This window comes from Streptomyces sp. SAS_270 (genome assembly GCF_052543295.1).
Genome location: NZ_JBMNDS010000052.1, coordinates 34,008 through 58,079 on the forward strand (window position 1 = coordinate 34,008; position 24,072 = coordinate 58,079).

At 72.2% G+C, this 24,072-nt stretch carries 22 protein-coding genes; 6 read left to right on the top strand and 16 right to left on the bottom strand.

Going from position 1 to position 24,072, the window contains the following annotated elements; all coding sequences use genetic code 11:
- Positions 1 to 15: 15 nt before the first annotated feature.
- The 5 genes from ACN6LB_RS29165 to ACN6LB_RS29185 form a co-directional block, all read right to left on the bottom strand.
- Complete coding sequence (locus ACN6LB_RS29165) at positions 16 to 1,338, bottom strand: RNA polymerase sigma factor (RefSeq protein WP_445028485.1); 1,323 nt, start codon at positions 1,336 to 1,338, stop codon at positions 16 to 18.
- A 170-nt stretch (positions 1,339 to 1,508) separates the two neighbouring features.
- A complete protein-coding gene (gene dnaG / locus ACN6LB_RS29170; RefSeq protein WP_356132941.1) occupies positions 1,509 to 3,410 on the bottom strand; it encodes a DNA primase in 1,902 nt (633 codons plus the stop codon).
- A gap of 46 nt (positions 3,411 to 3,456) precedes the next feature.
- Complete coding sequence (locus tag ACN6LB_RS29175) at positions 3,457 to 4,722, bottom strand: NAD(P)/FAD-dependent oxidoreductase (protein WP_445028486.1); 1,266 nt, start codon at positions 4,720 to 4,722, stop codon at positions 3,457 to 3,459.
- A gap of 177 nt (positions 4,723 to 4,899) precedes the next feature.
- Complete coding sequence (locus ACN6LB_RS29180; RefSeq protein ID WP_445028487.1) at positions 4,900 to 6,279, bottom strand: deoxyguanosinetriphosphate triphosphohydrolase; 1,380 nt, start codon at positions 6,277 to 6,279, stop codon at positions 4,900 to 4,902.
- A gap of 58 nt (positions 6,280 to 6,337) precedes the next feature.
- On the bottom strand, positions 6,338 to 7,273 hold the full coding sequence (locus ACN6LB_RS29185) for a sirohydrochlorin chelatase (protein ID WP_445028488.1): 936 nt from the start codon (positions 7,271 to 7,273) through the stop codon (positions 6,338 to 6,340).
- Between the two features lie 217 nt (positions 7,274 to 7,490).
- On the opposite strand from ACN6LB_RS29185, the gene ACN6LB_RS29190 reads away from it, so the two are divergent.
- Positions 7,491 to 8,192, top strand: coding sequence for a SanA/YdcF family protein (locus tag ACN6LB_RS29190; protein ID WP_445028489.1), 702 nt, complete (start codon positions 7,491 to 7,493; stop codon positions 8,190 to 8,192).
- Here the strand turns inward: ACN6LB_RS29190 and ACN6LB_RS29195 are convergent.
- The 3 genes from ACN6LB_RS29195 to ACN6LB_RS29205 are packed head-to-tail and all read right to left on the bottom strand — an operon-like array spanning position 8,179 to position 11,816.
- Positions 8,179 to 8,949, bottom strand: coding sequence for an enoyl-CoA hydratase-related protein (locus tag ACN6LB_RS29195; protein ID WP_445028490.1), 771 nt, complete (start codon positions 8,947 to 8,949; stop codon positions 8,179 to 8,181). The genes ACN6LB_RS29190 and ACN6LB_RS29195 overlap by 14 nt on opposite strands.
- Before the next feature lie 24 nt (positions 8,950 to 8,973).
- Complete coding sequence (locus ACN6LB_RS29200; protein ID WP_445028510.1) at positions 8,974 to 10,227, bottom strand: hypothetical protein; 1,254 nt, start codon at positions 10,225 to 10,227, stop codon at positions 8,974 to 8,976.
- A gap of 44 nt (positions 10,228 to 10,271) precedes the next feature.
- Complete coding sequence (locus ACN6LB_RS29205; RefSeq protein WP_445028491.1) at positions 10,272 to 11,816, bottom strand: amino acid adenylation domain-containing protein; 1,545 nt, start codon at positions 11,814 to 11,816, stop codon at positions 10,272 to 10,274.
- A gap of 363 nt (positions 11,817 to 12,179) precedes the next feature.
- Here ACN6LB_RS29205 and ACN6LB_RS29210 point away from each other — a divergent pair, with 363 nt between their 5' ends.
- Together ACN6LB_RS29210 and ACN6LB_RS29215 are read left to right on the top strand one after the other, a co-directional pair.
- On the top strand, positions 12,180 to 14,327 hold the full coding sequence (locus ACN6LB_RS29210) for a molybdopterin oxidoreductase family protein (protein ID WP_445028492.1): 2,148 nt from the start codon (positions 12,180 to 12,182) through the stop codon (positions 14,325 to 14,327).
- A gap of 265 nt (positions 14,328 to 14,592) precedes the next feature.
- Positions 14,593 to 14,880: a hypothetical protein gene (locus ACN6LB_RS29215; protein WP_445028493.1), complete on the top strand. Its 288-nt coding sequence runs from the start codon at positions 14,593 to 14,595 to the stop codon at positions 14,878 to 14,880.
- A gap of 1 nt (position 14,881) precedes the next feature.
- On the opposite strand, the gene ACN6LB_RS29220 is transcribed toward ACN6LB_RS29215, so the two are convergent.
- Both ACN6LB_RS29220 and cutA read right to left on the bottom strand, forming a co-directional pair.
- Complete coding sequence (locus ACN6LB_RS29220) at positions 14,882 to 15,295, bottom strand: gamma-glutamylcyclotransferase family protein (protein WP_445028494.1); 414 nt, start codon at positions 15,293 to 15,295, stop codon at positions 14,882 to 14,884.
- The gene (gene cutA, locus ACN6LB_RS29225; RefSeq protein ID WP_445028495.1) at positions 15,292 to 15,642 is read right to left on the bottom strand and encodes a divalent-cation tolerance protein CutA; all 351 of its coding nucleotides are present in this window, start codon (positions 15,640 to 15,642) and stop codon (positions 15,292 to 15,294) included. The genes ACN6LB_RS29220 and cutA overlap by 4 nt, the downstream gene beginning before the upstream one ends.
- A 174-nt stretch (positions 15,643 to 15,816) precedes the next feature.
- On the opposite strand from cutA, the gene ACN6LB_RS29230 reads away from it, so the two are divergent.
- Positions 15,817 to 17,478 (top strand): M4 family metallopeptidase, encoded by a 1,662-nt coding sequence (locus ACN6LB_RS29230; RefSeq protein WP_445028496.1) that lies wholly within the window; start codon positions 15,817 to 15,819, stop codon positions 17,476 to 17,478.
- Between the two features lie 88 nt (positions 17,479 to 17,566).
- On the opposite strand, the gene ACN6LB_RS29235 is transcribed toward ACN6LB_RS29230, so the two are convergent.
- Both ACN6LB_RS29235 and ACN6LB_RS29240 read right to left on the bottom strand, forming a co-directional pair.
- The gene (locus tag ACN6LB_RS29235) at positions 17,567 to 18,010 is read right to left on the bottom strand and encodes an ASCH domain-containing protein (RefSeq protein ID WP_445028497.1); all 444 of its coding nucleotides are present in this window, start codon (positions 18,008 to 18,010) and stop codon (positions 17,567 to 17,569) included.
- 105 nt (positions 18,011 to 18,115) lie between these two features.
- On the bottom strand, positions 18,116 to 18,760 hold the full coding sequence (locus ACN6LB_RS29240) for an NADPH-dependent FMN reductase (protein ID WP_445028498.1): 645 nt from the start codon (positions 18,758 to 18,760) through the stop codon (positions 18,116 to 18,118).
- Between the two features lie 313 nt (positions 18,761 to 19,073).
- Here ACN6LB_RS29240 and ACN6LB_RS29245 point away from each other — a divergent pair, with 313 nt between their 5' ends.
- Together ACN6LB_RS29245 and ACN6LB_RS29250 are read left to right on the top strand one after the other, a co-directional pair.
- Complete coding sequence (locus ACN6LB_RS29245; RefSeq protein WP_356139451.1) at positions 19,074 to 19,619, top strand: hypothetical protein; 546 nt, start codon at positions 19,074 to 19,076, stop codon at positions 19,617 to 19,619.
- A gap of 113 nt (positions 19,620 to 19,732) precedes the next feature.
- On the top strand, positions 19,733 to 20,425 hold the full coding sequence (locus ACN6LB_RS29250; protein ID WP_445028499.1) for a class F sortase: 693 nt from the start codon (positions 19,733 to 19,735) through the stop codon (positions 20,423 to 20,425).
- Between the two features lie 21 nt (positions 20,426 to 20,446).
- On the opposite strand, the gene ACN6LB_RS29255 is transcribed toward ACN6LB_RS29250, so the two are convergent.
- The 4 genes from ACN6LB_RS29255 to ACN6LB_RS29270 all read right to left on the bottom strand — a co-directional run bounded on the left by ACN6LB_RS29255 (position 20,447) and on the right by ACN6LB_RS29270 (position 23,849).
- Positions 20,447 to 21,229 carry a sulfite exporter TauE/SafE family protein gene (locus tag ACN6LB_RS29255; protein WP_445028500.1) on the bottom strand — a complete coding sequence of 261 codons (783 nt, stop codon included), beginning with the start codon at positions 21,227 to 21,229 and terminating at the stop codon, positions 20,447 to 20,449.
- Positions 21,230 to 21,289: 60 nt separating this feature from the next.
- Positions 21,290 to 21,946 carry a LuxR C-terminal-related transcriptional regulator gene (locus ACN6LB_RS29260; RefSeq protein ID WP_445028501.1) on the bottom strand — a complete coding sequence of 219 codons (657 nt, stop codon included), beginning with the start codon at positions 21,944 to 21,946 and terminating at the stop codon, positions 21,290 to 21,292.
- 64 nt (positions 21,947 to 22,010) lie between these two features.
- Positions 22,011 to 23,291, bottom strand: coding sequence for a sensor histidine kinase (locus tag ACN6LB_RS29265; RefSeq protein WP_445028502.1), 1,281 nt, complete (start codon positions 23,289 to 23,291; stop codon positions 22,011 to 22,013).
- A 48-nt stretch (positions 23,292 to 23,339) separates the two neighbouring features.
- The gene (locus ACN6LB_RS29270; protein WP_445028503.1) at positions 23,340 to 23,849 is read right to left on the bottom strand and encodes a sensor domain-containing protein; all 510 of its coding nucleotides are present in this window, start codon (positions 23,847 to 23,849) and stop codon (positions 23,340 to 23,342) included.
- Positions 23,850 to 24,072: the final 223 nt, after the last annotated feature.

The following is a 24,072-nucleotide window of genomic DNA, read 5'->3' on the forward strand; positions in this document are numbered from 1 at the left end:
TGAGCGGCCCCTGCTTCAGTCCAGGTACCCCCGCAGCTGGTCCGCGAAGGCGTGGTCCCTCAGCTTGTTGAGGGTCTTGGACTCGATCTGGCGGATGCGTTCGCGGGTGACGCCGAAGATGCGGCCTATCTCCTCCAGCGTGCGCGGCCGGCCGTCGGCGAGCCCGTAGCGCAGCTGGACGACCTTGCGCTCGCGCTCCCCGAGCGTGGACAGCACGGCCTCCAGGTGCTCCCTGAGCAGCAGGAACGCCGCCGACTCGACCGGCGAGGTCGCGTCACCGTCCTCGATGAGGTCGCCGAGCGCTACGTCGTCCTCCTCCCCGACCGGTGCGTGCAGCGAGACGGGTTCCTGGGCCAGCCGCAGGACTTCGCTGACGCGTTCGCTGGGCAGGTCGAGGTGCGCGGCGACCTCCTCCGGTGTCGGCTCGTAGCCGCGCTCCTGCAGCATGCGCCGCTGCACGCGTACGACCCGGTTGATCAGCTCCACGACGTGCACCGGGACCCGGATGGTGCGGGCCTGGTCGGCGAGGGCGCGGGACATGGCCTGGCGGATCCACCAGGTGGCGTACGTGGAGAACTTGTACCCGCGCGCGTAGTCGAACTTCTCGACGGCGCGGATGAGGCCGAGGTTGCCCTCCTGGACCAGGTCGAGCATGGTCAGCCCGCGCCCCACGTACCGCTTGGCGACGGAGACGACGAGGCGCAGGTTCGCCTCGATGAGGCGGCGCTTGGCCATGCGGCCCATGACGACCAGCTTGTCCAGGTCGAGGGCGAGCTGGCTGTCCAGGTCGCAGGCGAGGCGGAGCTTCTCCTCGGCGAAGAGCCCGGCCTCGACGCGGCGGGCGAGTTCGACCTCCTCGGCGGCGGTGAGCAGGGGGATCCGGCCGATCTCGCGCAGGTACTGGCGGAACAGGTCGGAGGAGGGGCCGCTGGTGTCGGCGACGCGGCTGCGGGGCGGTTCGACGGGCTCGGGGGCCTCGGTCTCGGTGATCTCCACGGCGCCGGCGGGGGGTTCGTCGGATTCGGGCGGACTCTCCGCGTCCGCCTCGGGACGTGCTTCGGGGCGTGCTTCGGGATGGTGCGCGACGTGGCTCTGCGGGGGGACTGCCGGTATGACGTCGTTCTCCGCGTCCGTGTCCGTCGCGGTGTCGGTCTCTGTGAGGGTCTGGGTCTGCACGGGGGCGACCTCCAGGAATGTCGCTGCTGAGGCGTGCGGCAGCGGTACGTCGGAGATGGGGTCGGCGGCCTCGCCGCTGTCCATCCCGTAGTCGTTGAGCGGAACCGCGGGGGTGTGTAACCCGCTGTGGGCGGGCCGGCCGCGCTCCGAGGACTCAGGCACCGAGACCCAGTGTGGAGTACGACACATCGCCGCCACGAGGGGCGTGCGGTGACTTTTTGAGTCCGGTCCGTGACCGCGTGGTTACCCTGCCGTACGAGTGCGCAGCTGACAGGGCGCGAAACAGCTTGAAAGGCGCACGAAACAGCGCACGGAAAGTGGCCGCTGCTCCGTCAGAGCGCTGTCGCGCCCTGTTCCCGCAGGGCCTGGTCGTACTGCTGGAGCACCCACAGCTCGTTCTGCACGGCCGCCAGCTGGGCCGGGTCGCCCTGGGCGCTCACCCGGGCCAGCGCGCCCTGTACGTCGCGTACACGGCGCTCGACGGCCCGGCGGCGCACCGAGACCAGCTGGGCCCCCGCGTACGTCTCGTCGACGGTCTTGCGCATGATCGCCTCGACGGCCAGCTCGGTCACCATGGCGCGCACCGCGTCGTCCGGGGCGGCCTCGCGGACGCGGACCAGATACTCCTGGGAGTCCTCGACGCCGTACTCGGCGCCACCCGCGTCCATGATCGCCTGGCGTACGGCCGCGTACGGGGCGGCGGTGAACTCGTCCACGCCGTACGCGTCGAAGGCCGGGGAGACCAACTCCGGGCGCTGCAGGGCGAGTTTGAGCAGCTCGCGTTCGGTGGCGAAGACGGGGTTGCGCAGGGTGAGGGCCGGGCCTCCGGCGGGCGTCCGGGCGGCCTCGTACGCCTGCTGGGGGCGCTGTCCGGCCGGGGCGGGGCCCTTGCCGCCGCGGCCCTGGGCCCAACGGGCCAGCTGGGCCACCCGCTTGACGACGAACTGCGTGTCGAGGATGCCGAGCATGCCGGCGAGCTGCACGGCGACCTCGTGCTGGGCGCCGCTGTTCTTGATGCGGGCGACGATCGGGGCCGCCTCGTCGAGCGCGGCGGCGCGGCCAGCCGGGGTCTCCAGGTCGTAGCGCAGGACGATCTGGCGCAGCGCGAACTCGAAGAGCGGGGTGCGGGGTTCGGCCAGGTCGGCGACCGCCTCGTCGCCCTTGGCGAGCCGCAGCTCGCAGGGGTCCATGCCGTCGGGGGCGATCGCGATGTAGGTCTCTGCGGCGAACTTCTGGTCGTCCTCGAAGGCGCGCAGGGCGGCCTTCTGGCCGGCCGCGTCGCCGTCGAAGGTGAAGATCACCCGTGCGCTGCCGTTGTCCATGAGCAGCCGGCGGAGGATCTTGATGTGGTCACCGCCGAACGCGGTGCCGCAGGTCGCGATCGCCGTGGTGACGCCGGCGAGATGGCAGGCCATGACGTCCGTGTAGCCCTCGACGACGACCGCGCGGCTGGCCTTGGCGATGTCCTTCTTCGCGAGGTCGATGCCGTACAGGACCTGGGACTTCCGGTAGATCGCCGTGTCGGGTGTGTTGAGGTACTTCGGGCCGTTGTCCGACTCGTACAGCTTTCGCGCGCCGAAGCCGACGACCTCGCCGCCGATGTCGCGGATCGGCCACATCAGGCGGCCGCGGAAGCGGTCGATGGGACCGCGACGGCCTTCCTGGGAGAGGCCGGACAGGAGGAGTTCCTTGTCGGAGAAGCCCTTGCCGCGGAGGTAGCGGGTGAGGTGGTCCCAGCCCTGGGGGCTGTAGCCGACGCCGAAGTGGGCGGCGGCGGCCTGGTCGAAGCCGCGCTCGGCGAGGAACTTGCGGCCGGTGTCGGCCTCGGAGCTGGTGTCGAGCTGCTCGATGTAGAACTGGGCGGCGATCTTGTGCGCCTCTACCAGGCGGATGCGCTCGCCGCGCTGGTGGGAGGGGTTGTACCCGCCCTCCTCGTACCGCAGGGTGATGCCCGCCTGGGCGGCGAGGCGCTCGACCGACTCGGAGAAGGAGAGGTGGTCGACCTTCATCACGAACGTGATGGTGTCGCCGCCCTCCTGGCAGCCGAAGCAGTGGAAGAGTCCCTTGCTCGGGCTGACCTGGAAGGACGGCGACTTCTCGTCGTGGAAGGGGCACAGCCCCTTGAGGTTCCCGCCGCCCGCGTTGCGCAGCTGGAGGTACTCGGAGACCACGGCGTCGATCGGGACCGCGTCCCGAACCGCCTTCACGTCCTCGTCGTTGATCCTTCCGGCCACGCATGGATTCTACGGGGACGGTGTGACAGTCGGGTGCCGCTGTCGGTCAGGGGAGCAGGCTGTCCAGTGGAACGTGTGGGTCGGCGAGCGCCTCGGTGTCCACCCGGGCCCGGGAGCGGATCAATGACTGAATCGGTTCCGTGACGTCCCACACATTCACGTTCATCCCGGCCAGCACCTGTCCGTCCTTGAGCCAGAAGGCGATGAACTGCCGCTTGCCCGCGTCTCCTCGGATCACCACCTGGTCGTAGGAGCCGGGGGGCGCCCAGCCCGAGTACTCGAGCCCGACGTCGTACTGGTCGGAGAAGAAATACGGCACGCGGTCGTAGGCGAGGTCGCGGCCGAGCATCGCGCGGGCGGCCGCCGGGCCGCCGTTGAGGGCGTTGGCCCAGTGCTCGACGCGCAGCCGGGTGTCGAAGAGCGTGTGGTGGAAGGCGGCCACGTCACCGGCGGCGTAGATGTCGGGGTCGGAGGTGCGCAGCCGGGCGTCGACGGCGATGCCGCCGCCGTGCGCACGGTCGGCGATCTCCAGGCCGGCGGCCTCGGCGAGGCCGGTGCGCGGGGCCGCTCCGATGGCGGCCAGCACATCGTGGGCGGGGTGCTCCTCGCCGTCGTCGGTGCGGGCGGCGAGCACCATGCCGTCCTGGCCGACGATCTCGGTGAGCCGGGCGCCGAAGTGGAAGCGGACGCCGTGCTCGCGGTGCAGCTCGGCGAAGAGCTGGCCCAGCTCGGGGCCGAGCACCGCGTGCAGCGGGGTCCCCTCGGGCTCTACGACGGTGACCTCGGCGCCGTACTCACGGGCCGCCGCCGCGACCTCCAGGCCGATCCAGCCGGCGCCCGCGATGACGATGTGGCCGTTGTCCCGGCCGAGGGCCGAGAGGACGCCCTTGAGGCGCTCGGCGTGCGCGAGGCGGCGCAGGTGGTGGACACCGGCGAGGTCGGTGCCCGGGATGTCCAGGCGGCGGGGTTCGGCGCCCGTCGCGATGAGCAGCTTGTCGTAGTGCACCAGCGTGCCGTCGTCGCCGAAGCGGACCGTCTTCGCCGCGCGGTCGATCGCGTCGACGGTCTGGCCGAGGTGCAGCTCGACGTCGTGCTGCGCGTACCAGGCCGGTTCGTGGACGAAGACGCTGTCGCGCTCCTCCTTGCCGAGCAGGTACCCCTTGGAGAGCGGCGGGCGCTCGTAGGGGTGGTCGCGTTCGTCGCAGATCAGTATCACGCGCCCGGTGAAGCCCTCCGTTCGAAGGGTCTCGGCCGCCTTGGCGCCGGCCAGGCCTCCTCCGACGATGACGAATGTCTGATCCGCGTCGACCACTTGATGCCTCCTCGTAAGGATGTCGCCACATGCGAGCGTCCCGCACGCAGGGTGATGCGGGAAGAGGGAGTGGCCCGATCAGGCCACGCAGGGTCACACTCGTGTACTTATTTGCCCTGGTTGGCCCCAATCATCGAAGGTGCGGCGTGCCGGAGTCCGGGTGCAGCCGCGCGGTGGTCAGCGCGGACGGGCGCCCGTGAGCCGGGCGTGCAGGGAGCGTGCGGAGGCGTCCGTGAGGGACGCGATCTGGTCGACGATCACTCGTCCCCGGGCCCGGTCGTCGGATGCCTCGTCGAACAGGGCGCGGAACTGCGGGTCCAGGCCGTCGGGCGCGCGGGCGGTGAGCGTCTCGGCGAGTTCGGCGACGACGATCCGCTGGTCGGCGCGGAGCGCCTCCTGCTCGGCGCGCTGCATGACGTACCGGTCGGCGACCGCCTTGAGGACCGCGCACTCCAGCCGGGCGCTTCTCGGCACGACCAGCTCGGCCGCGTACCGGGTGAGGCGCCCGCTGCCGTACGCCGCCCGGGTCGCGCCCTCCGCCGCGAGGCAGAAGTGGCCGATGAGCTGGCTGGTGGCGTCCTTCAGCCGGGCCTGTGCGACGGCCGTCCCGTCGTAGCCGTGCGGCCACCACTCCTGGTCGAGGAGGCGGTCGAGGGCGGCGGACAGCTCGGCGGGGTCGGTGTCGGCCGGCACGTACCGTCCGACGGCGACGGCGAAGATCTCCTGCCGCTCCGGCTCGGCGTGCAGGACGTTGGGGTCGATGTGGCCCGCGTGCAGGCCGTCCTCGACGTCGTGCACCGAGTACGCCACGTCGTCCGACCAGTCCATGACCTGGGCCTCGAAGCACGTACGGGTGCCGGGTGCGCCCTTGCGGATCCAGTCGAAGACGGGCCGGTCGTCGTCGTAGACCCCGAACTTCGGGGACTTGGCGTCGGTGGGATGGGCGCCGCGCGGCCAGGGGTACTTGGTGGCGGCGTCCAGGGCGGCGCGGGTGAGGTTGAGACCGACGCTGACGAGGTCGCCGCCCGCCGCGGCAGCGGCTGATGTCAGGGTCTGGGAGCGCACGAACCGCTTGGGCTCGATGCGGGTCAGCAGGCGCAGCGACTGGGCGTTGCCCTCGAAGCCGCCGATGTCCTCGGCGAATTCGTTGAGCGCCTGTTCGCCGTTGTGCCCGAAGGGCGGGTGGCCGAGGTCGTGCGAGAGGCAGCATGCCTCGACGAGGTCGGGGTCGCAGCCGAGGGCGGCGCCCAGCTCGCGGCCGACCTGGGCACACTCCAGGGAGTGGGTCAGCCGGGTGCGGGGGCTGGCGTCCCAGACGCTGCTGCGCGTGCCCGGGGTGACGACCTGGGTCTTGCCGGCCAGCCGGCGCAGGGCCGCCGAGTGCAGGACGCGCGCGCGGTCGCGCTGGAAGGCGGTGCGGCCGGGCCGCTTGTCGGGTTCGGTGGCCCAGCGCTCGATGGCGGACTCGTCGTACCCCTCCGGGGCGATGTGCTCGAACCCGTCCGGCCTGGCGTACTCGGTGGGGTCTTCGTATGCCTTCGGTGCAGTGCCTTCCATGCACCGACAGTAGACGCAGGCACTGACAAACGGGACACAGCTGTCCGGGTGACCTGGGTCAGGCCGTGGCCAGTTCGCGTTCCGAGGCGGTTGTCGGCCGGGCGACGGCCTGGTCGTAGCGGTGCAGGACGAGGCGGGCCATCATCGGGTGCGCGCCGAGCGGGGCGGCGGCGATCCAGGGGGCCGCGGCGGCGCATTCGGTGGCGAAACGGCCGGGGGCGGTGAAGTAGGAGGCGACGGCCACCCGGTGGCGGCCGCGGGCGGCGAGTGCGCGGACGGCGGCGGAGACGGTCGGGGTGGCGGCGGAGGCGTACGCGGGGACGACCGGGACACCGAGGCGCTCGGCCAGCAGCTGAGCGGTACGGCGGGTGTCGACGGCCGCGTCGGGGTCGCGGGAGCCCGCGGCGGCGAGCACGACACCGCTGGCGCGGCGGGTCGCCTCGGTCGTCCGGGTGCGCCAGCCCGCCTCGACGAGCCGCGCGTACAGCGTCTCGACCAGCAGCGGATGCGGGCCGAGCGGGGCGGCGACGCGGGTGCGCAGGTCTTCGGCGGCGGCCGCGGCCTCGGGGATGTCGTGCTTGACGTGGTAGCCGCGGCTGAGGAGCAGCGGGACGAGCACGGCGCCGGCGGGGGTGTCCTGGTCGGCGCGGGCGAGGGAGGCGAGCGTGTCGGGCAGCAGGGGCTCGTTCAGCTCGATGTGGCCCAGGTGCACGGGCAGGTGCGGACGCAGCTCACGGACCCGCTCGATGAGGGTGCGTACGGTGGCCAGTGCTCGCGGATCGCGGCTGCCGTGCCCGACGAGGACGAGCGCGGGCGGCGCCGGGCGGCGCGTGCCGTTGAGCGAGACGAGGCTGAGCTGACTGCCGAGCTGGCTGGTGATCCGGTTCATGAGTTGCGCCGTACTGTCGAGGTGAGCGGCGCCGTGGGGCGCACCACCGGGCCGGTTCTTGGACGCGGTCGTGGACTCGTCGCGAGGAGGGTTCGACGCCGTCATGGACCGATCCTGGCGGCAGGAGGTTGCCGGGCCGTTGCGTGAGGGTCACGGGTATTTTCCGGCGGTTCACGGTGCCGGGTCCGGCGGTGTGAGGTACCCGACCGCCCGGCCCGCAGGGCTCGGGCGAACCGGATCACCGTACGCTGCGTCCCCACTGGCGAGAACCGGTCGTGCCGAGGGCCGGGCAGACCGGGAACGACCTGGGGGGACACCGTCGATGCGCCTGCCGCGCCTGAGCATCCGCCGACCGAGGCGACCGATACTGCCGCGCACCCGCAAGGGGCAGCGGCGGGCCGTGCAGGCCGTGATGCTGCTGTGCGTGCTGGCGCTGCTGCCGGCGACCTGGATGTTCACCGCGGCCGGTGACCGGCTGCGGACGACGGCGGACGCGCCGCGCACCGAGGTCGCCGTCGTCTTCGGCGCCGGGCTGTGGGACGGGGAGCCGTCGCCGTATCTCGCGCACCGGCTGGACGCGGCGGCGAAGCTGTACCGGGCGGGCCGGATCGAGGTCGTTCTCGTCACCGGCGACAACAGCCGCGAGGACTACGACGAGCCGGACGCGATGCGCGCGTACCTCACGAAGCGCGGGGTGCCCGACGCGCGGATCGTCAGCGACTACGCCGGTTTCGACACCTGGGACTCGTGCGTCCGCGCGAAGAAGATCTTCGGCGTCGACCGTGCCGTCCTGATCAGCCAGGGCTTCCACATCCGGCGGGCGGTGGCGCTGTGCCAGGCGGCGGGCGTGCAGTCGTACGGCGTCGGCGTCGACGCCAAGCACGACGTGACCTGGTACTACGGCGGTGCCCGCGAGATCTTCGCGGCGGGCAAGGCCGCCCTGGACGCGCTGTTCGAGCCGGATCCCCGGTTCCTCGGACCGAAGGAACCGGGGGTGACGAAGGCGCTGGCTAGCGGCCGGTGAAGCGGGGTGGGCGCTTTTCCAGGAAGGCGGTCATGCCTTCCTTCTGGTCCTCCGTCGTGAACAGGCCGTGGAAGACCCGGCGTTCGAAGAGGACACCGTCCCGCAGGCCCGTCTCCAGCGCCCGGTCGACGCATTCGCGGGCGGCGGTGACGGCGCCGCGGCTGTGGGAGGCGATCGTCGTGGCGGCCTCCAGCGCCTCCGGGAGGACCTGGTCGTCGGGGACGACCCGGGAGACGAGGCCCGCGCTCTCCGCCTCCCGCGCGTTCATGGTGCGGCCGGTGAGGACGAGGTCCATCGCCTTGGCGCGGCCGACGAGGCGGGTGAGGCGCTGGGTGCCGCCGATGCCGGGGATCACGCCGAGCCTGATCTCCGGCTGGCCGAAGAGCGCGGACTCGCCGGCGATGATCAGGTCGCACATCATCGCCAGTTCGCAACCGCCGCCCAGGGCATGGCCGTTGACGGCGGCGATCTTCGGGGTGCGCAGGGCCGCGAACTCCTCCCAGCCGCAGAAGTAGTCCTCGGTGACCATGTCGGCGGCCGTCTTCCCGGCCATCTCCTTGATGTCCGCGCCGGCCGCGAAGACCTTCTCCGAGCCGGTGACGACGAAGCAGCCGACCGCCGGGTCCGTGTCCAACGGGCGCAGGGTGTCGAGGAGTTCGGTCATCAGCTCCGTGCTGAGGGCGTTGAGGACGTGCGGGCGGTGCAGCCGTACGGTGAGGACGCGCCCGTGGCGTTCGGTCTTGAGGTTGTTGTTCATCGGCTCCCTTTCCCGACAGGCCGGTCATGAGTCCCAGATGGCGCCGTACGCGGGGATGCCGCGCTGTTCCAGGCCGTGCACGACCTGCCAGGTGAGTTTCTTGTTGGAGATGCAGATGACCGCCTCGGCACCGAAGTCCCGGTACGCGGCGTACGCGAGCCGCACCATGTCGGGCTTTCCGTGCCGGGAGGTGTCCCAGACGAGGGCGTGCGGCTGAACGGCGAGGATTTCGTCGACGAGCTCGTCGCCGTAGGTGGTGCGGGGGTCGCGGGTAGCCCAGACGAGGCGTGAGGGCACCTCGGCGGCGAGCAGGTGGGGCAGGCAGGGGCCGATGCCGCTGCCCGTGGCGACGTAGACCACCTTCGTGAACAGGGTCTCGATGTTGGCGACACCGGCCGTGGTGATGCCCTTCACCCAGACGCGTTCGGGCGCGTCGTCGACGAAGGAGCCCGTCCAGTCGCCCGCCCGGGAGATCGTGAGCCGGAAGCCGGACTCGCCGGGTGCGGGCACGTTGGCGAACGAGTGCCACTCCATGAGCGGGCTGCGGCTGATCGCGGTCGAGGACCCGGCGAAGGGTGTCACGCCGTGGTCGAAACGGGCCAACGCCACGTGGGGCGACGGCCGTTCGATGCGTACGGCGACCTTGCGCAGCCGCATCCAGGGCAGTGCGACGCTGAAGGTGACCAGGCCCAGGACCGCCACGGACACCGGGTCCGGGGCGGCCAGCAGCGTGTGCGTCCAGAACAGCGCCAGCGCCGTCCAGCCGCCGAAGCGGTGGATCTTCTCGAAGTGGTCGTGGAAGCGGGAGCGGAACGGCGGCAGCGCGGTCGCGATGATGCCGGCGAGCAGGCCGATCAGTGTCCAACTGATCACGATGAGCGGCGTGTTGGCGCCATCCGCCGTGACCGCCACCGCGACCGCGACGAACCACGCCGCCCCGGCCAGCGCGCCCCCGACGTGCAGTCCGCCGAAGTGGTAGACCTTCGCGAGCGTCCAGCGCACCTTCAGCGGCCACGACGTCGGCGCCCAAGTCGCCACGCGGAAGAAGAAGTTGACGACGTACTGCTGGCGTACGACGACGGCGAGCGCGAGGTTGGCGAGCGCCGCGTGGCCGAGGGTGCGGATGCCGAGGGGCCAACCAATGGCCAGGAAGGCGAGGTTGGCGATCAGCACCAGTGCCGCCAGCCGGTTGTAGTGCATCAGGCGGGGGTGCTTGAGGAGGCGGCGGGGCGCGGAGGTGAGCGGGGGAAGCTCCACCGTCGCATCCGCCACGCCCATGACATCCGTGGACGATCCCGTGGACGTCCGAGGCGGTGACGAGGTCATCGCGCCACCACCTCGCGCTCCTCCGCCAGCCGCAGCAGCGCCGCCTTGTCGATCTTTCCCCGGTCCGTCTCGGGGAGGAAGGCGAGGGGCAGGACCTCGGCCGGGACGCAGTAGTAGGGCAGCGCGGCCTCGACCGCCCGGCGGGCGCCCTCCGGGTCGACGTCGGCCGGGCAGACGAACGAGACGAGGGTGCGGGCGTCGCGTCTGAGGGTGACGGCGCGGGCGCAGCCGGCCACCGACTCCAGGACCGAGGAGACGCCGTCGAGTTCGACGCGGAAGCCGCGGACCTTGACCTGGTCGTCCGTACGGCCGAGGTGTTCGAGGTCGCCGCCCGGGGTCCAGCGGCCGAGGTCGCGGGTGCGGAACATGAGCCGGCCGTCGCCGAGGAAGGGATCGGGGGCGTACCGCTCGCTGTTCAGCCGCTCGTTGCCGAGGTATCCGGCCGACACGCAGTCGCCGCCCGCCCACATCTCGCCGGCCGCGCCGATGGGCACGGGCCGCCGGTGCTCGTCGAGGACGTACACCGTGTTGTTGGGGGTCGGGCGGCCGATGGTGAGGAGCGGATCGGACGGATGATGGCGGCGCATCGTGTTCACGATGGTCGTCTCGGTCGGGCCGCAGCAGTTGTGGAACGCCGCACGGGCCGCCCACCGGTCGGCCAGCGGGCGGGGGCACGGCTCCCCCGCGACGGCCACCGCGCGGATGTGCGGGCAGCTCGCGGGGTCGATGGCGGACAGGACGGTCGGCGTGGCGATCAGGACGTCCGCCGTACGGGCCGTCTCGGCGATGTCCTTGCCGCGGATCACGAGCGTGCCGCCGTGCGTCAGACAGCCGAGGATCTCCCAGGCCGCCATGTCGAAGGCGACGTTCAGCAGGTGGGCGACGCGCTCGCCGGGGCTGATGCCGAGGCCGCCCGGCCCGGTGAGCAGGATGTTCGCGACGTTGCGGTGGGTGACCTTGACGCCGTTGGGCGGGCCCGTCGTACCGGAGGTGAACAGGACGTAGCAGCCGTCGTCGGGGCGGACGGCCACTCCTGGCGGCCCCCCTTCGCGGCTCGTCGGCCCGCCTTCGTACGTCAGGGGCTCGTCCAGCGCGATCAGCCGGACGTCCTTCTGCCGTGGCACGCGGTGCGCGTGTTCCGAGAGGGTGAGGACGACCCGGGTCGCGGCGGTGCGCATGACATGGTCGAGCTGGGCCGTGGGGGTGAGCCCGATGTCCTGCGGGACGTAGGCGGCGCCCGCCTTGAGAGTGCCGAGGAGGCCGACGAGCAGCGGGATCGACCGGCGGGCGAACAGGCCGACATGATCGCCGGGGCGTACGCCTTCGCGGACCAGCCGGGCCGCCAGCCCGTCGGCGTAGCGGTCGAGCTCGCCGTAGGTGATCGTCGCGCCCCGGTGTTCGGCGGCGACGGCGTGCGGTGTGGCCGCGGCCTGCCGTTCGACGGCGTGGTGGACGAGGGGGTCGGGCACGGGGACGGCGGGGCCTCGGCCGTAATGCCAGAACAGAGCCTGGTCGCGGGGGGTGAGAGGGCGCAGAGGCATGACTGCTGAGACCTCCTGGCTGTTTCGAGAACGGATGACGTGTCCGGTGTGAGCGGTGCCGAATCCGGGTTTTTCGAACGCCGTGCGGTCTTTCGCGGCCCGACTGTAGTCGCGAATTTTGAACCCTCAACAAGGCCTGTTCGGCCACGTACGATGCACAATCGGCCACATGTGGTGACTTTCATCACAGCGGCAACTTCCGAAGTGCCGACGGCAACCCACAGGTGGCCGGTTGTGCGGGCCGCGCCTCTGCCCGGGGACTTTGGGCCTCACCGCCGCCCCCGGCCGCCCGGGAGGTCCCCGTCCCGGCCGCGTAACGCCGGACATCCCGGCGCGTAACACGCCCGACGCACGCTGGACGGTATGCAGACCTCCGCGACGCCCACCCACTGCCCGTACTGCGCCCTGCAGTGCGGGATGAACCTCACGCCCGAGCAGAGCGGGGGCGTCGCGGTGGTCGAGCGCCCCGACTTCCCGGTGAACCGGGGCGCGCTGTGCGGCAAGGGCCGTACGGCGCCGGAGCTGCTCTCGTCCCGGCTCCGGCTGACCTCCCCGCTGGTCCGGAAGGCGGGCGTGCTTGCGCCCGCCACCTGGGACGAGGCCCTCGACCGCATCGCCGAGGGGCTGACCCGCACGCGCACGGAGCATGGCCCGGACGCGTGCGGGGTCTTCGGCGGCGGTGGGCTGACGAACGAGAAGGCGTACGCGCTCGGCAAGTTCGCCCGGGTCGTCCTCGGCACCTCGCAGATCGACTACAACGGACGCTTCTGCATGTCGTCCGCCGCGGCGGGCGGGATCAAGGCCTTCGGCCTCGACCGCGGTCTGCCCTTCCCGCTGGAGGACATCCCCAGGACCGGCTGCGTGATCCTGGTCGGCTCCAACCTCGCCGAGACGATGCCGCCCGCGCTGCGCTACCTCACCGAGCTGAAGGAGAACGGCGGCACGCTGATCGTCATCGATCCGCGCCGCACCCGTACGGCCGAGCAGGCGGACCTGCACCTGGCGCCGCGCCCCGGCACGGACCTCGCGCTGGCCCTCGGAATGCTCCACCTGATCGTCGCCGAGGACCGCACGGACGAGGCGTACATCCAGGAGCGCACGAGCGGCTGGGAGGAGACGCGGGCCGCGGCGATGGCGCACTGGCCGGAGTACGTGGAGCGGATCACCGGTGTTCCCGTGCCCCAACTCCGGGAGGCGGTACGGCTGTTCTGCGAGCCCGCGAACGCCATGGTGCTCACCGCGCGCGGGCCCGAGCAGCAGTCCAAGGGAACCGACACGGTCGGCGCGTGGATCAACCTCTGCCTGGCGACCGGGCGTTCGGGACAGCCACTGTCCGGCTACGGCTGCCTGACCGGGCAGGGCAACGGGCAGGGCGGCCGCGAACACGGCCAGAAGGCCGACCAGTTGCCCGGCTACCGCAAGCTCACCGATCCCGCCGCGCGCCGCCATGTCGCCGACGTGTGGGGCGTCGACCCGGACTCCCTGCCGGGCCCGGGCCGCAGTGCGTACGAACTCCTCGACGCCCTCGGCTCGGACATCCGCTCGCTGCTCCTGATGGGCTCCAACCCGGTGGTGTCCGCGCCCCGCGCCGCGCACATCGAGGAGCGCATCAGGTCACTCGACTTCCTGGCGGTCGCGGACGTCGTCCTGTCCGAGACGGCGGCCCTCGCCGACGTGGTCCTGCCCGTCACCCAGTGGGCCGAGGAAACCGGCACGACCACGAACCTGGAGGGCCGCGTCCTGCTGCGCCGCCGCGCGATCTCCCCGCCCTCCGGCGTACGCAGCGACCTCGACGTCCTGCATGAACTCGCCGACCGGCTGGGCGTGGAGAAGGGCTTCCCGACGGACCCGGAGGAGGTCTTCGACGAGCTGCGCCGGGCGAGTGCGGGCGGGCCCGCGGACTACTCGGGGATCACCTACCGGCGGCTGGCGGAGGAGAACGGGGTGTTCTGGCCGTGCCCGGCGACGGAGGGCGCGGCGGAGGACCCCGAGGACGCCTCCCTCGACGTGCTGCCGGACGACCCGGCGGGCGAGCCCGTCGACGGGGTCCACCCCGGCACCCCCCGCCTGTTCCTCGACCGGTTCGCCACCGAGGACGGCCGGGCGCGGTTCGTGCCGGTGTCGCACCGGCCGGCCGCGGAGGAGCCGGACGACGAGTACCCGGTGCTGCTGACCACCGGACGCGTGGTCGCGCAGTACCAGTCCGGGGCGCAGACGCGCCGCGTCGCCGAACTCAACGCCGCCGCGCCCGGCCCCTTCGTGGAGATGCACCCGCGGCTCGCGGACCGGCTCGGGGCGGCGGACGGGGACGCCGTGGCCGTCGTGTCCCGGCGGGGCCGCGCCGTGGCCCCCGCCCGGATCACCACGTCCATCCGCCCGGACACCGTCTTCATGCCGTTCCACTGGCCGGGCGAGGGAAGAGCCAACACCCTGACCAACCCGGCCCTCGACCCGACATCGCGCATGCCGGAGTTCAAGACGTGTGCGGTGCGGCTCGAAGCGGTGCGGTAGGGCGGAGAGCGGGCTGGGGCCGCTTGGCCGTCCCGGGGTGGGGCGGCGGATGTCGGCGCCTGGGCCGCGCCCGGCGGCCGGTCATGGGCCTTGCGTCGAGCCTCGGCCGCAGAGGGCGAAGACGCCCGCTGCGCTGCTCACCGATCTCGGGGGGGGCGCCCGGGAACGGGGGTGCGGCACGGCCACGGCACGGCACGCAGCGCAGCACGCAGCACGGCACGGGCGCGGCACGCGGCACGGCACGCAGCACGGCACGCAGCACGGGGTGCGGCACGCGGCACGGCACGGGCGCGGCACGCGGCACGGCACGGGCGCGGCACGCGGCACGGCACGGGCGCGGCACGCGGCACGGCACGGGCGCGGCACGCGGCACGCGGCACGCAGCACGCAGCACGCAGCACGCAGCACGGCACGGGGCGCAGCACGCGGCGCGGGCCCACCCACAGCCGTCCTACCGTTCTTCACCCACGCCGAGATCGCCTCCACCCCGGCCACGGCGCAGCCGGCCCGCGCACCCTCCCCGGGCCACCTGCGCGGCACGGCCGAGGCGTAGTTCAGTCATGGGCGGCCCGCCAGTCGCCGCCCGCGATCAGCCTTCCGCGCGCCCGGAGTTGGGCGGCGACGGCGGGGGCGGCCACGTACACCCAGGCGCGCACGTCCGTGCCGTCCGGGCGCTCGACCTCCCGGGCCACCCGCTCGTACAGGTTGCCGGGGCCGCCCGGGACGAACTCCTCCAGCCGGTCGAGCGCACCGAGCAACTCCTCGTACGCCTCGGGCAGGGCGGTCACCAGTTCCCCGCACACCACCCCGCCCGGTTCCTCGACGGCGTACGGATAGCCGGGCCCGTCGTACAGCACCGCGCCGGTGAGCCGTCCGGGCTCCTCGGCCGCCGTACGCCCGCGCAGGAAGAGGTCGTGGTTGTGCTCGCCGGGGAGCAGGGTGCCGTAGACGAAGAAGGGCAGCGTCACCCGCCGGCCTCCGCGGAAGCCTCCTCGGTGGTCTCCTCCTCGACCCACCGCAGATAGTCGGCGCTCCCCCGCACGATCGGCGTCGCGATGATCTCGGGGGTGTCGTAGTCGTGCGCGTGGCGCAGATACGACTCCAGGTCGTCATAGCGCGCGGCGGTGGTCTTGAACAGCACCTGCCACTCGGCGGCGGTCTCCACGACTCCCTTCCAGCGGTAGACGGACGTCACCGGCCCCGAGATCTGCGCGCAGGCCGCGGCCCGGGCCTCCACCGCGCCCCGGGCGAGCGCCTCCGCCTTCTCCGCGGCATCGGTGGTGGTCAGAACGGTGAGCCAGTCGACGGTGGCCATGGTCGAACTCCCTTCAAAGCCTTCGCAGAAACGATTCTCGCTCCCCAAACACCGCCAGACACCCACACACATCCGCCAGTGCGCGCTATGGACATGACATGTCATGGCCCCTTAAATCTCAGTCGACATCAGCGCCGCCCCCACGCGCCCCGAGGCGCCTTCCCGAGGAGACCGATGAGTCGGACAGGGCAGATACCGCAGATACGGCACATCCGAGGTTCTCGTCTCGCCGCGGCCGGCGTGGCCGTCACCACGGCCGCACTGCTGACCGCCGCGCTCTCCCCCGTCGCCACCGCGGCCGACAGACCGACCAGGGCCACCGCGCTCGACAACGCGGCGTCGGTGCTCGTGGACTACGCCGCCCGTCTGGGCCTCACCTCCGCGCAGGGCACCGCGGTCCGGGACGTGGTCGTCGACGCGGACGGCACCCAGCACGTCCGATACGACCGCACGTATCGCCAACTCCCGGTCCTGGGCGGCGACTTCGTCGTCCACCTGGCACCGAACGGCTCCTACCGCAGCGCCGACCGCGCCACCCGGAGCCCGCTCTCCCTCTCCACCGTCACGCCCGCGCTCGCCGCGCCGAAGGCGGCCGACCTCGCGGTGAACGCGCTGCGCGCCGCGAACCTCGGCGAGACGCTGAAGAAGGTGACCGCCAAGCCCCAGTTGGTCGTTGACGCCCTGCACGGCGCACCGAAGCTCGCCTGGCGCACCGAGGCGGTCGCGCAGGACTCGCTCGGCAACCCGGTCGCGCGCACCGTGCTCACCGACGCCCGCACGGGTGCCCAGATCGACGCGTGGGACAGCATCGAGACGGCGACAGGCGACGGCAAGTCGCTGTACGGCGGCACGGTTCCGCTGGAGACGACCCTGTCCGGGTCGACGTACCAGCTGAAGGACCCGACGCGCGGCAACACCTACACCGGCGACGCCGCGAACAAGACGGACCTGTGCATCTTCGGGATCTGCATCAGCCGGGCCCCCGCGACGCTGTTCACGGACGCGGACAACCACTGGGGCACCGGGACGACGGCGGACCGCTCCACCGCCGCCGTGGACGCGCAGTACGGCACGAACGTGACCTGGGACTACTACAAGAACGTGCACGGCCGCAGCGGCATCGCGGGCGACGGCAAGGGCTCGTACAACCGCGTCCACTACGGCACGAACTACAACAACGCCTTCTGGGACGACAGTTGCTTCTGCATGACGTACGGCGACGGTGACGGGACCACACTCGGTCCGCTCGTCGGGCTCGACGTGGCCGGACACGAGATGTCCCACGGCGTGACGTCGAAGACCGCGGCGCTGACGTACTCGGGCGAGTCCGGCGGCCTCAACGAGGCGACGTCCGACATCTTCGGCACCCTCGTCGAGTTCTACGCGAACAACTCCTCCGACCCCGGCGACTACCTCATCGGCGAGAAGATCGTCCGCTCGGGCTTCGGCAAGCCGGCCCTCCGCTTCATGGACAAGCCGTCGAAGGACGGCAACTCGGCCGACTGCTGGAGCAGTTCGGTCGGGAACCTGGACGTGCACTACTCCTCGGGCGTCGCCAACCACTTCGCGTACCTGCTCTCGGAAGGCAGCGGCGCGAAGACCGTCAACGGCGTCAACTACGACTCCCCCACCTGCAACGGCTCGACGGTCACCGGAATCGGCCACGACAAGCTCGGCAAGATCTGGTACCGCGCCCTGACCGTCTACATGACGTCCTCGACGAAGTACGCGGCCGCCCGCACGGCGACCCTGAACGCGGCGAAGGACCTGTACGGGGCGGGCAGTGCGGAGTACAACGCGGTGGCGGCGGCGTGGAGTGCGGTGTCCGTGAGCTGACCGACCCCGCGAACAACGCCCTCGGGAGCAGCCCGGGACCGCTCCTCGCGACGCAGTGCGCGAGGAGCGGTCCGCTGCGACCCTCCGCTCAGTCCGTGTCGGAACGGAGGTCCTTGACGACGCGGAAGCGTTCGAGGACGGTCAGGGTCGTGTCGTCGACGGTGAAGCCGGGGTCGTCCATGGCGGCGCGCATCTCGTCGCTGTGCCAGAACGACTCATGGTTCGCCCGCCATTCGGTCACGTCGGCGTCCCCCTCGCCCTCGTCCACCACATGGGCGAAGTCCACCTCCGCGAGCGGCATGACCCGGATGCCGGTCGTCTCGATGACCGCGACCGCGCGATCGTCGGAGTCCACCACGACCGAGCGGCTCCCGACTTCGGGCAGCGGATCGCCCTCGTGCTCGTAGTCGGCGACGAGCCCCGTCGTGGAGGTCTTCGAGCCGTCGAGAATCGCCGCGACGAGACGGTCGCGCAGCGGCCCGGGGAAGCCGAACTCTGCCTTGCGGAGGGAGGAGATGGGGTCGGATGTCATAGGGGCACGGTAGCCAGTCGGCCCGAGTGGGCCACATCGGTTTTACGGCGGGCCCGAGCCCTGCTTGTGAGCCCCCTGCGAAGAGGCCATCACCGCGAACAAGCCCTACGCCGCGTAGGACCGCACCCCCCGAGCGTCCCGCAGTGCCCGCCCCCACCACACCAGCTGGTCCAGCATGGTCTTCGCCGCGGCGGCCGGGGCGACGGTGTCGCGAGGTCGGCCCGTTTCGTCGAAGAGGACGCTCGCCCCGTGGAACGACACCGTGTCGCGGACCGTGACCGCGTGGAGTTCGGCGAAGACCTGGCGGAGGTGTTCGACGGCGCGGAGGCCTCCGGAGATGCCGCCGTAGGAGACGAGGGCGACGGGTTTGGCGCGCCATTGCGTGTAGTGCCAGTCGATGAGGTTCTTCAGGCCCGCGGGGAAGGAGTGGTTGTACTCGGGGGTGAGGACGACGAACGCGTCGGCGGCGTCCAGCTTCGGCGTGACCTCGGCGAGCGCGGCGGACGCCTCGGGCGAGCGGGCGAAGCTCATCGGGAGCGCGACCTCGGCGACGTCGATGACATCGACTGCGAGATCGTCGCGCTCGCGCACCTCCCCGAGCAGCCATTCGGCGACGACGGGACCGAAGCGGCCCTCGCGGTTGCTGCCCACGACGACGGCGACGCGCAGCGGGCCCGGGGATGCAGAGGAAGCGGAGGAAGCGGAGGAAGCCTGAGAAGCAGCGGAAACGTCCGCGGTGTTGTTCTTCATGCCACCCAGCCTCGTACCTCAATCAACCTTGAGGTCAAGCCCGCCCCGCCGCCCCCCGGTCACCCGTTCACACGCGCCCCCCTCGCCCTTCGGGTTCTCCTCCCCGGCCCCTCGGCCGCACGCCGATGACCTGCTGGAACGGCCCGGTGCCGGCCGCCCGCACGCCCGCCCTGACGCCCGTTCACATCATTTCTGACGCACCCTCAGGAAGCGGACCCGCCCATGTGCCACTTACCTCGGTAGGACAGGGGCACGACCGACGCAGTGGCACATGGGGGTGCCGCGGGCCGCGCCCTCTCGGAGGAGCACCACGATGCGACGCACCGCCAGACGTACCGCCGGACGTCTCGCCCGGCCGCTGACCGGTACCGCGCTCGCCTTCGCCGCCGCGGGCCTCGCCGCCGCGCCCGCGTACGGCGGTGACACCGGCACCCTCGAGGTGTACCCCTCCACCGTCGTCCCGGGCGGGGAGGTCACGGTGAACACGGCAGCGTGCGGTGCGGACGGCACGGCGGCGGGCGACGCCAGCGCGGTGGGCGCGGGCACGTTCACCCTGGCGCCCAGCACGCACCACGAGGACGCGGTCGGCCAGTTCAAGGTGCCGCCGAGCGCCCAGCCGGGGACGTACGAGATCGTCGTGAAGTGCTCCGAGGGCGACACTCAGGTCACGGGTGACCTGATGGTGACGCTGACTTCCACGAAGGAGCAGGTGCACCCGAGAGGAAGTGTGAAGACGGGGGTCGGCGGCGCACTCGGCCCCGACCCCGTGCAGACCGCGGCGGGAGTGGCGGCGCTGGCCGTCGCCGCCGCGGGCGGTACCTGGCTCCTGCATCGCCGGGCGAGAGGCGACGGGATCTGACGGACACCCTCCGCTGTCCGTCCACCGGTACCGCCGTCCCCTCCCCCTCCGGGTCCGACGCCCCTCGCGGCCCGGAGGGGGCGCGGGACCCAGTGACCCCAGAGGAGGAACACGTGCGCAGGTTCGGCAACACCGCCATAGCTTCCGTCACGGTGGTCGCCCTCTGCACCGGCGCATGGCTGCTGCGCAGCGGCGCCCAGACGCACGCACCGCCGCAGCCGTCGGCCGCGCAGGCGTCCACCGCACCGGGCCCGGGCACGGGCGGCACCGGCCCGGGCACCGATCACGGCGGCGCCCACTCCCACAGGCCCTCCGCGCTGCCCCCCTCCCCGCCCGACCGCATCCGCATCCCCTCCATCCATGTGAACGCCCCGCTGATGGGCCTCGGTCTCACCCCGCAGGGCAGCCTGGACGTCCCGCCGGCGGCGAAGAAGAACCTCGCGGGCTGGTACGAGGCCGGCACCACCCCCGGTGAGACGGGGACCGCGATCGTCGCGGGGCATGTCGACAACGCCGAGGGTCCCGCCGTCTTCTACGACCTCGGCGCCCTGAAGAAGGGAAGCACGATCGAGGTGGAGCGCCGCGACGGCGGCACGGTCCGCTTCTCCGTCGACGCGGTCGAGGTGTACGACGCCCGGAACTTCCCCGACGAGAAGGTGTACGGCGCCGCCCACCGCCCCGAGCTGCGCGTGATCACGTGCGGCGGAGGCTATTCGAAGGCGACCGGCTATCAGGGGAACGTCGTCGTCTTCGCCCACCTGACGGGCACGCACCGACCCGGTGACGGGAGCGCGCCGACCCGCTGACGGGCGCCCGCTGCCCCCGCGTCAGGCCACCCACTGGTTGTACGCAAGGTTCGCCACCAGCGCGAACACCACCGTCAACAGCACGACCCGGACGAACCCGCTCCCCTTCTTCAGGGCGGTGTGCGCGCCCACCATGCCGCCGACGAGGTTGAACACGGCCATCAGCGCGGCGAGCTGCCAGAACACCGTGCCCTTCCAGGCGAAGGTCGCGAGGGCTCCGGCGTTGGTGCAGCAGTTGACGATCTTGGCGGTGGCGGAGGCGGTCACCAGGTCCAGGTGGAGGAGCGCGGTCAGCGCGAGCACCAGGAACGTACCGGTGCCGGGCCCGATGAGACCGTCGTAGAAACCGATGCCGAGGCCCGCGAGGCCGATGGCGGCGAGGACGCGGCGCGCGGAGACGGGCGCGGTCGAGGGTGCCGTGCCGAAGGCGGGGCGCAGGATCACGAAGGTGCCGACCCCGAGCAGCACGACCATGACGACCGGCTTCAGTACATCGGTGCTGAGGCCGGCGGCCACGAACGCGCCGGCGGTGGAGCCGGCGAGCGCGGCGAGCCCGATGCGTACGGCGATCCCCACGTCGACCCTGGTCTTGCGCGCGTAGGTCACGGCGGCGCCCGAAGTGCCGACGATGGCCACCGCCTTGTTGGTGCCGAGGGCGAACGACGCGGCGGTGCCGCCGGGCAGCCCGAGCAGCAGCACCGGGAGCAGCAACAGGCCGCCGCCCCCGACCACGGCGTCGATCCAGCCGGCCGCGAGCGCGGCGACGCACAGCAGAACGACCATGGTCAGCGATATGTCGGGCATGATCGCGACCCTATGGACGGGATAGGTGTGCCGTCCATGAACCTGAGGGTCTTCTGAGGTTCAGCTCGCCGTCTCGGAGGCCTTGAGATAGCGCAGCACCGCCAGCACCCGCCGGTTCCCCGTCTCCGAGGGCGGCAGGTCGAGCTTGGCGAAGATGTTCGCGATGTGCTTCTCGACGGCCCGCTCGGAGACGGTGAAGGCCGCGGCGATGGCGTGGTTGGTGCGGCCCTCGGCCATCAGCGCGAGCACCTCGCGCTCGCGCGGGGTGAGCGTGTCCAGGGTCCTGGCCCGGCGGCTCGCGCCGAAGAGCTGCGCGACCACCTCGGGGTCGAGGGCCGTACCGCCCCCGGCGACCCGCTCCATGGCGGCCACGAACTCGCCGATGTCGACGACCCGTTCCTTCAGCAGATACCCGAACCCTGCGGGATCGCCGAGCAGCTGGGCGGCGTACGCGGTCTCCACGTACTGCGAGAAGATCAGCACCCCGAGGCCCGGGTGATCCCGCCGCAGCCGTACGGCGGCCCGGACGCCCTCGTCGGTCTGGGTGGGCGGCAGCCTGATGTCGACGACGGCGACGTCCGGGCCGTGCTCGGCGACGGCGGCGAGCAGCGCCTCGGCGTCCCCGACGGCCGCCGCGACCTGCACACCGCGCAGCTGAAGGAGCTGGACGAGCCCGTCACGCAGAAGGGCCGAGTCCTCGGCGATGACGACGCGCACGGAAGCTCCTGTTCAGATGTACGGCTCAGGTGTACGGCCCAGGTGTACGGCTCGGATCCATGGTTCAGGCGTACGGCAGCTCGACGGTGACCACCGTAGGCCCTCCGGGCGGGCTGTCGCAGGTGAGTGTGCCGTCGACGGTGCGGACCCGGGTGAGCAGCCCGGTCAGCCCGGAGCCCGCGCCGATGACGGCACCCCCGCACCCGTCGTCGTGGACGCGCAGCCGCAGCAGCCCGTCCCGGGCGGTCACCTCCACCGCGACCGTGGACGCCCCGCTGTGTTTCGTGGCGTTGGCGAGGAGTTCGGCGGTGCAGAAGTAGGCGATCGACTCGACGGCGGGGCTCGGGCGGCTGTCGATCCGGGCGGTGACCTCGACGGGGAGGGCGCTGTCGGCGGCGAGGGTGGCGAGGGCGGTGTCGAGGCCCTGGTCGAGTACGGGCGGGTGGATGCCCTTGACCAGGTGGCGCAGGTCGGCGATGGCCTGGGTGGCGTTGCCCTGCGCGGTGTCGACGACGGTGAGGAGCCGCTCCGGGGAGGCGCCCGCCCCGATCAGCTCGCGGATCATGGTGAGGTGCATGGCGAGGCCGACGAGCCTGGCCTGTGCGCCGTCGTGCAGGTCGCGTTCGATGCGGCGCAGGGTCGCCACCGCGTCGTCGACGGCGTCGGCGCGGGTCTCCTCCAGGGTGCGGATGCGGCGGTCGGCGGCGTCGGGGCCGAGCAGGGCGGTGAGCAGCAGGCGGTGCGGAGTGAGCGCCCTGCCCAGCAGCCAGGAGGCGGTCGCCAGGAGCAGCAGGCCGAGGGCGACGGGGATCAGCCAGCGCGGCCAGGAGTCCACCTGGAAGCCGAAGAACTCCAGCGAGACGTGCCGCTGCGTGCCGTCGGCCGCCCGCTCAGTCTGGTAGTTCCACCGTTTGAACAGCGGGTGCAGGGTGAGCAGCACCCCGTAGGTGTAGCCGACGACGACGGCGACGTACGCGAGGACGCCGGTGAAGGGCGTCGTCAGCGCGCAGGCGACGGCGCGCCATCCGGTGCGGTCGGCGAGCACGGCCCGCCGCCAGCCCAGCAGCCCGGTGCTCGCGCGCCGCTCCGGCTCCTCGATCTCCCACCCCAGCAGGCGCCGCGCGAGTGCGCGTTGCAGCCTGCCCAGCGCGAGCGCTCCGCGCACGGTGGCCGCGACGAGCCACAGCCCCAGGGTGGTCACCGACAGGACGCCGCCGACCAGCAGCCCGGCCAGGGTCAGGAAGAACCCGGCCAGGGCGAGCGGAAAGGCGATCACTCCGTACAGGAGCGCCGCGAGGGCCCTGCGCCCGAAGGGGAAGGCCACGAGTGCGCGAAGGCGGTGCATGTCATCAACCTAGGAGAGACGGTCCGGGAGGGGTCCGAGCCGGACGGCCTACGAGAGGAGCGCCCTCGCGAGGCGGGCCTGCACGGCTGCCATCCCCCGCCCCACCCACGGCATGACCAGCAGGAAGCCGAGCCCGCCGACGACGGCGTGGAAGGCCCAGGCGCCCGCGAAGGTGGGGCCTCCCCAGGCGTCGGAGTGGTCGGAGCCCGCGCGCAGCGGCCAGCCGAGGTTCATCGGGACGATGGACCAGCCGTACACGGTGACGGCCAGCACCAGGAGGTTGAGCGGCGTCGCGACCAGGGCATGCACCAGCCCGCGCCCCGTGCCCCGGACCTCCACGCCCAGGAACCGCCGGACCAGCTCCCGCTGCCGGCGCCCGCCGCTGCGCCCGACGAGGGCGAGTGGGACGCACGCCACACCCACCGGCAGCGCGAGCAGCGCGTAGCCGGCGCGGCGCCACGTCCCGGCGGTGAACGGTTCACGGACGAGCCGCCAGGCCCGCAGCGAGGCGGTGTCGCGAACCGGGGTGCGAACCTGGAGGTTCCGGGTGGCGGTCATGGTGTGTCCCCCTGGTGAGAGTCGGGTGTGAGCCGGGCGTGAGCTGGTGGGATCCGACCTCTCCAGGGTTCCGTCCGCGCGGGCCGTACACGATGGTGCCTGCACGGAACCCGTCGGTTCGGTTAACCCCACCCCGTACCTCCCCGGCGTATCCCGCCGCACCTCACAGCACGCCACCGGCGCGTGTCCCGAACCCTCACACTCCCGTCGTGCTCTCGCTGAG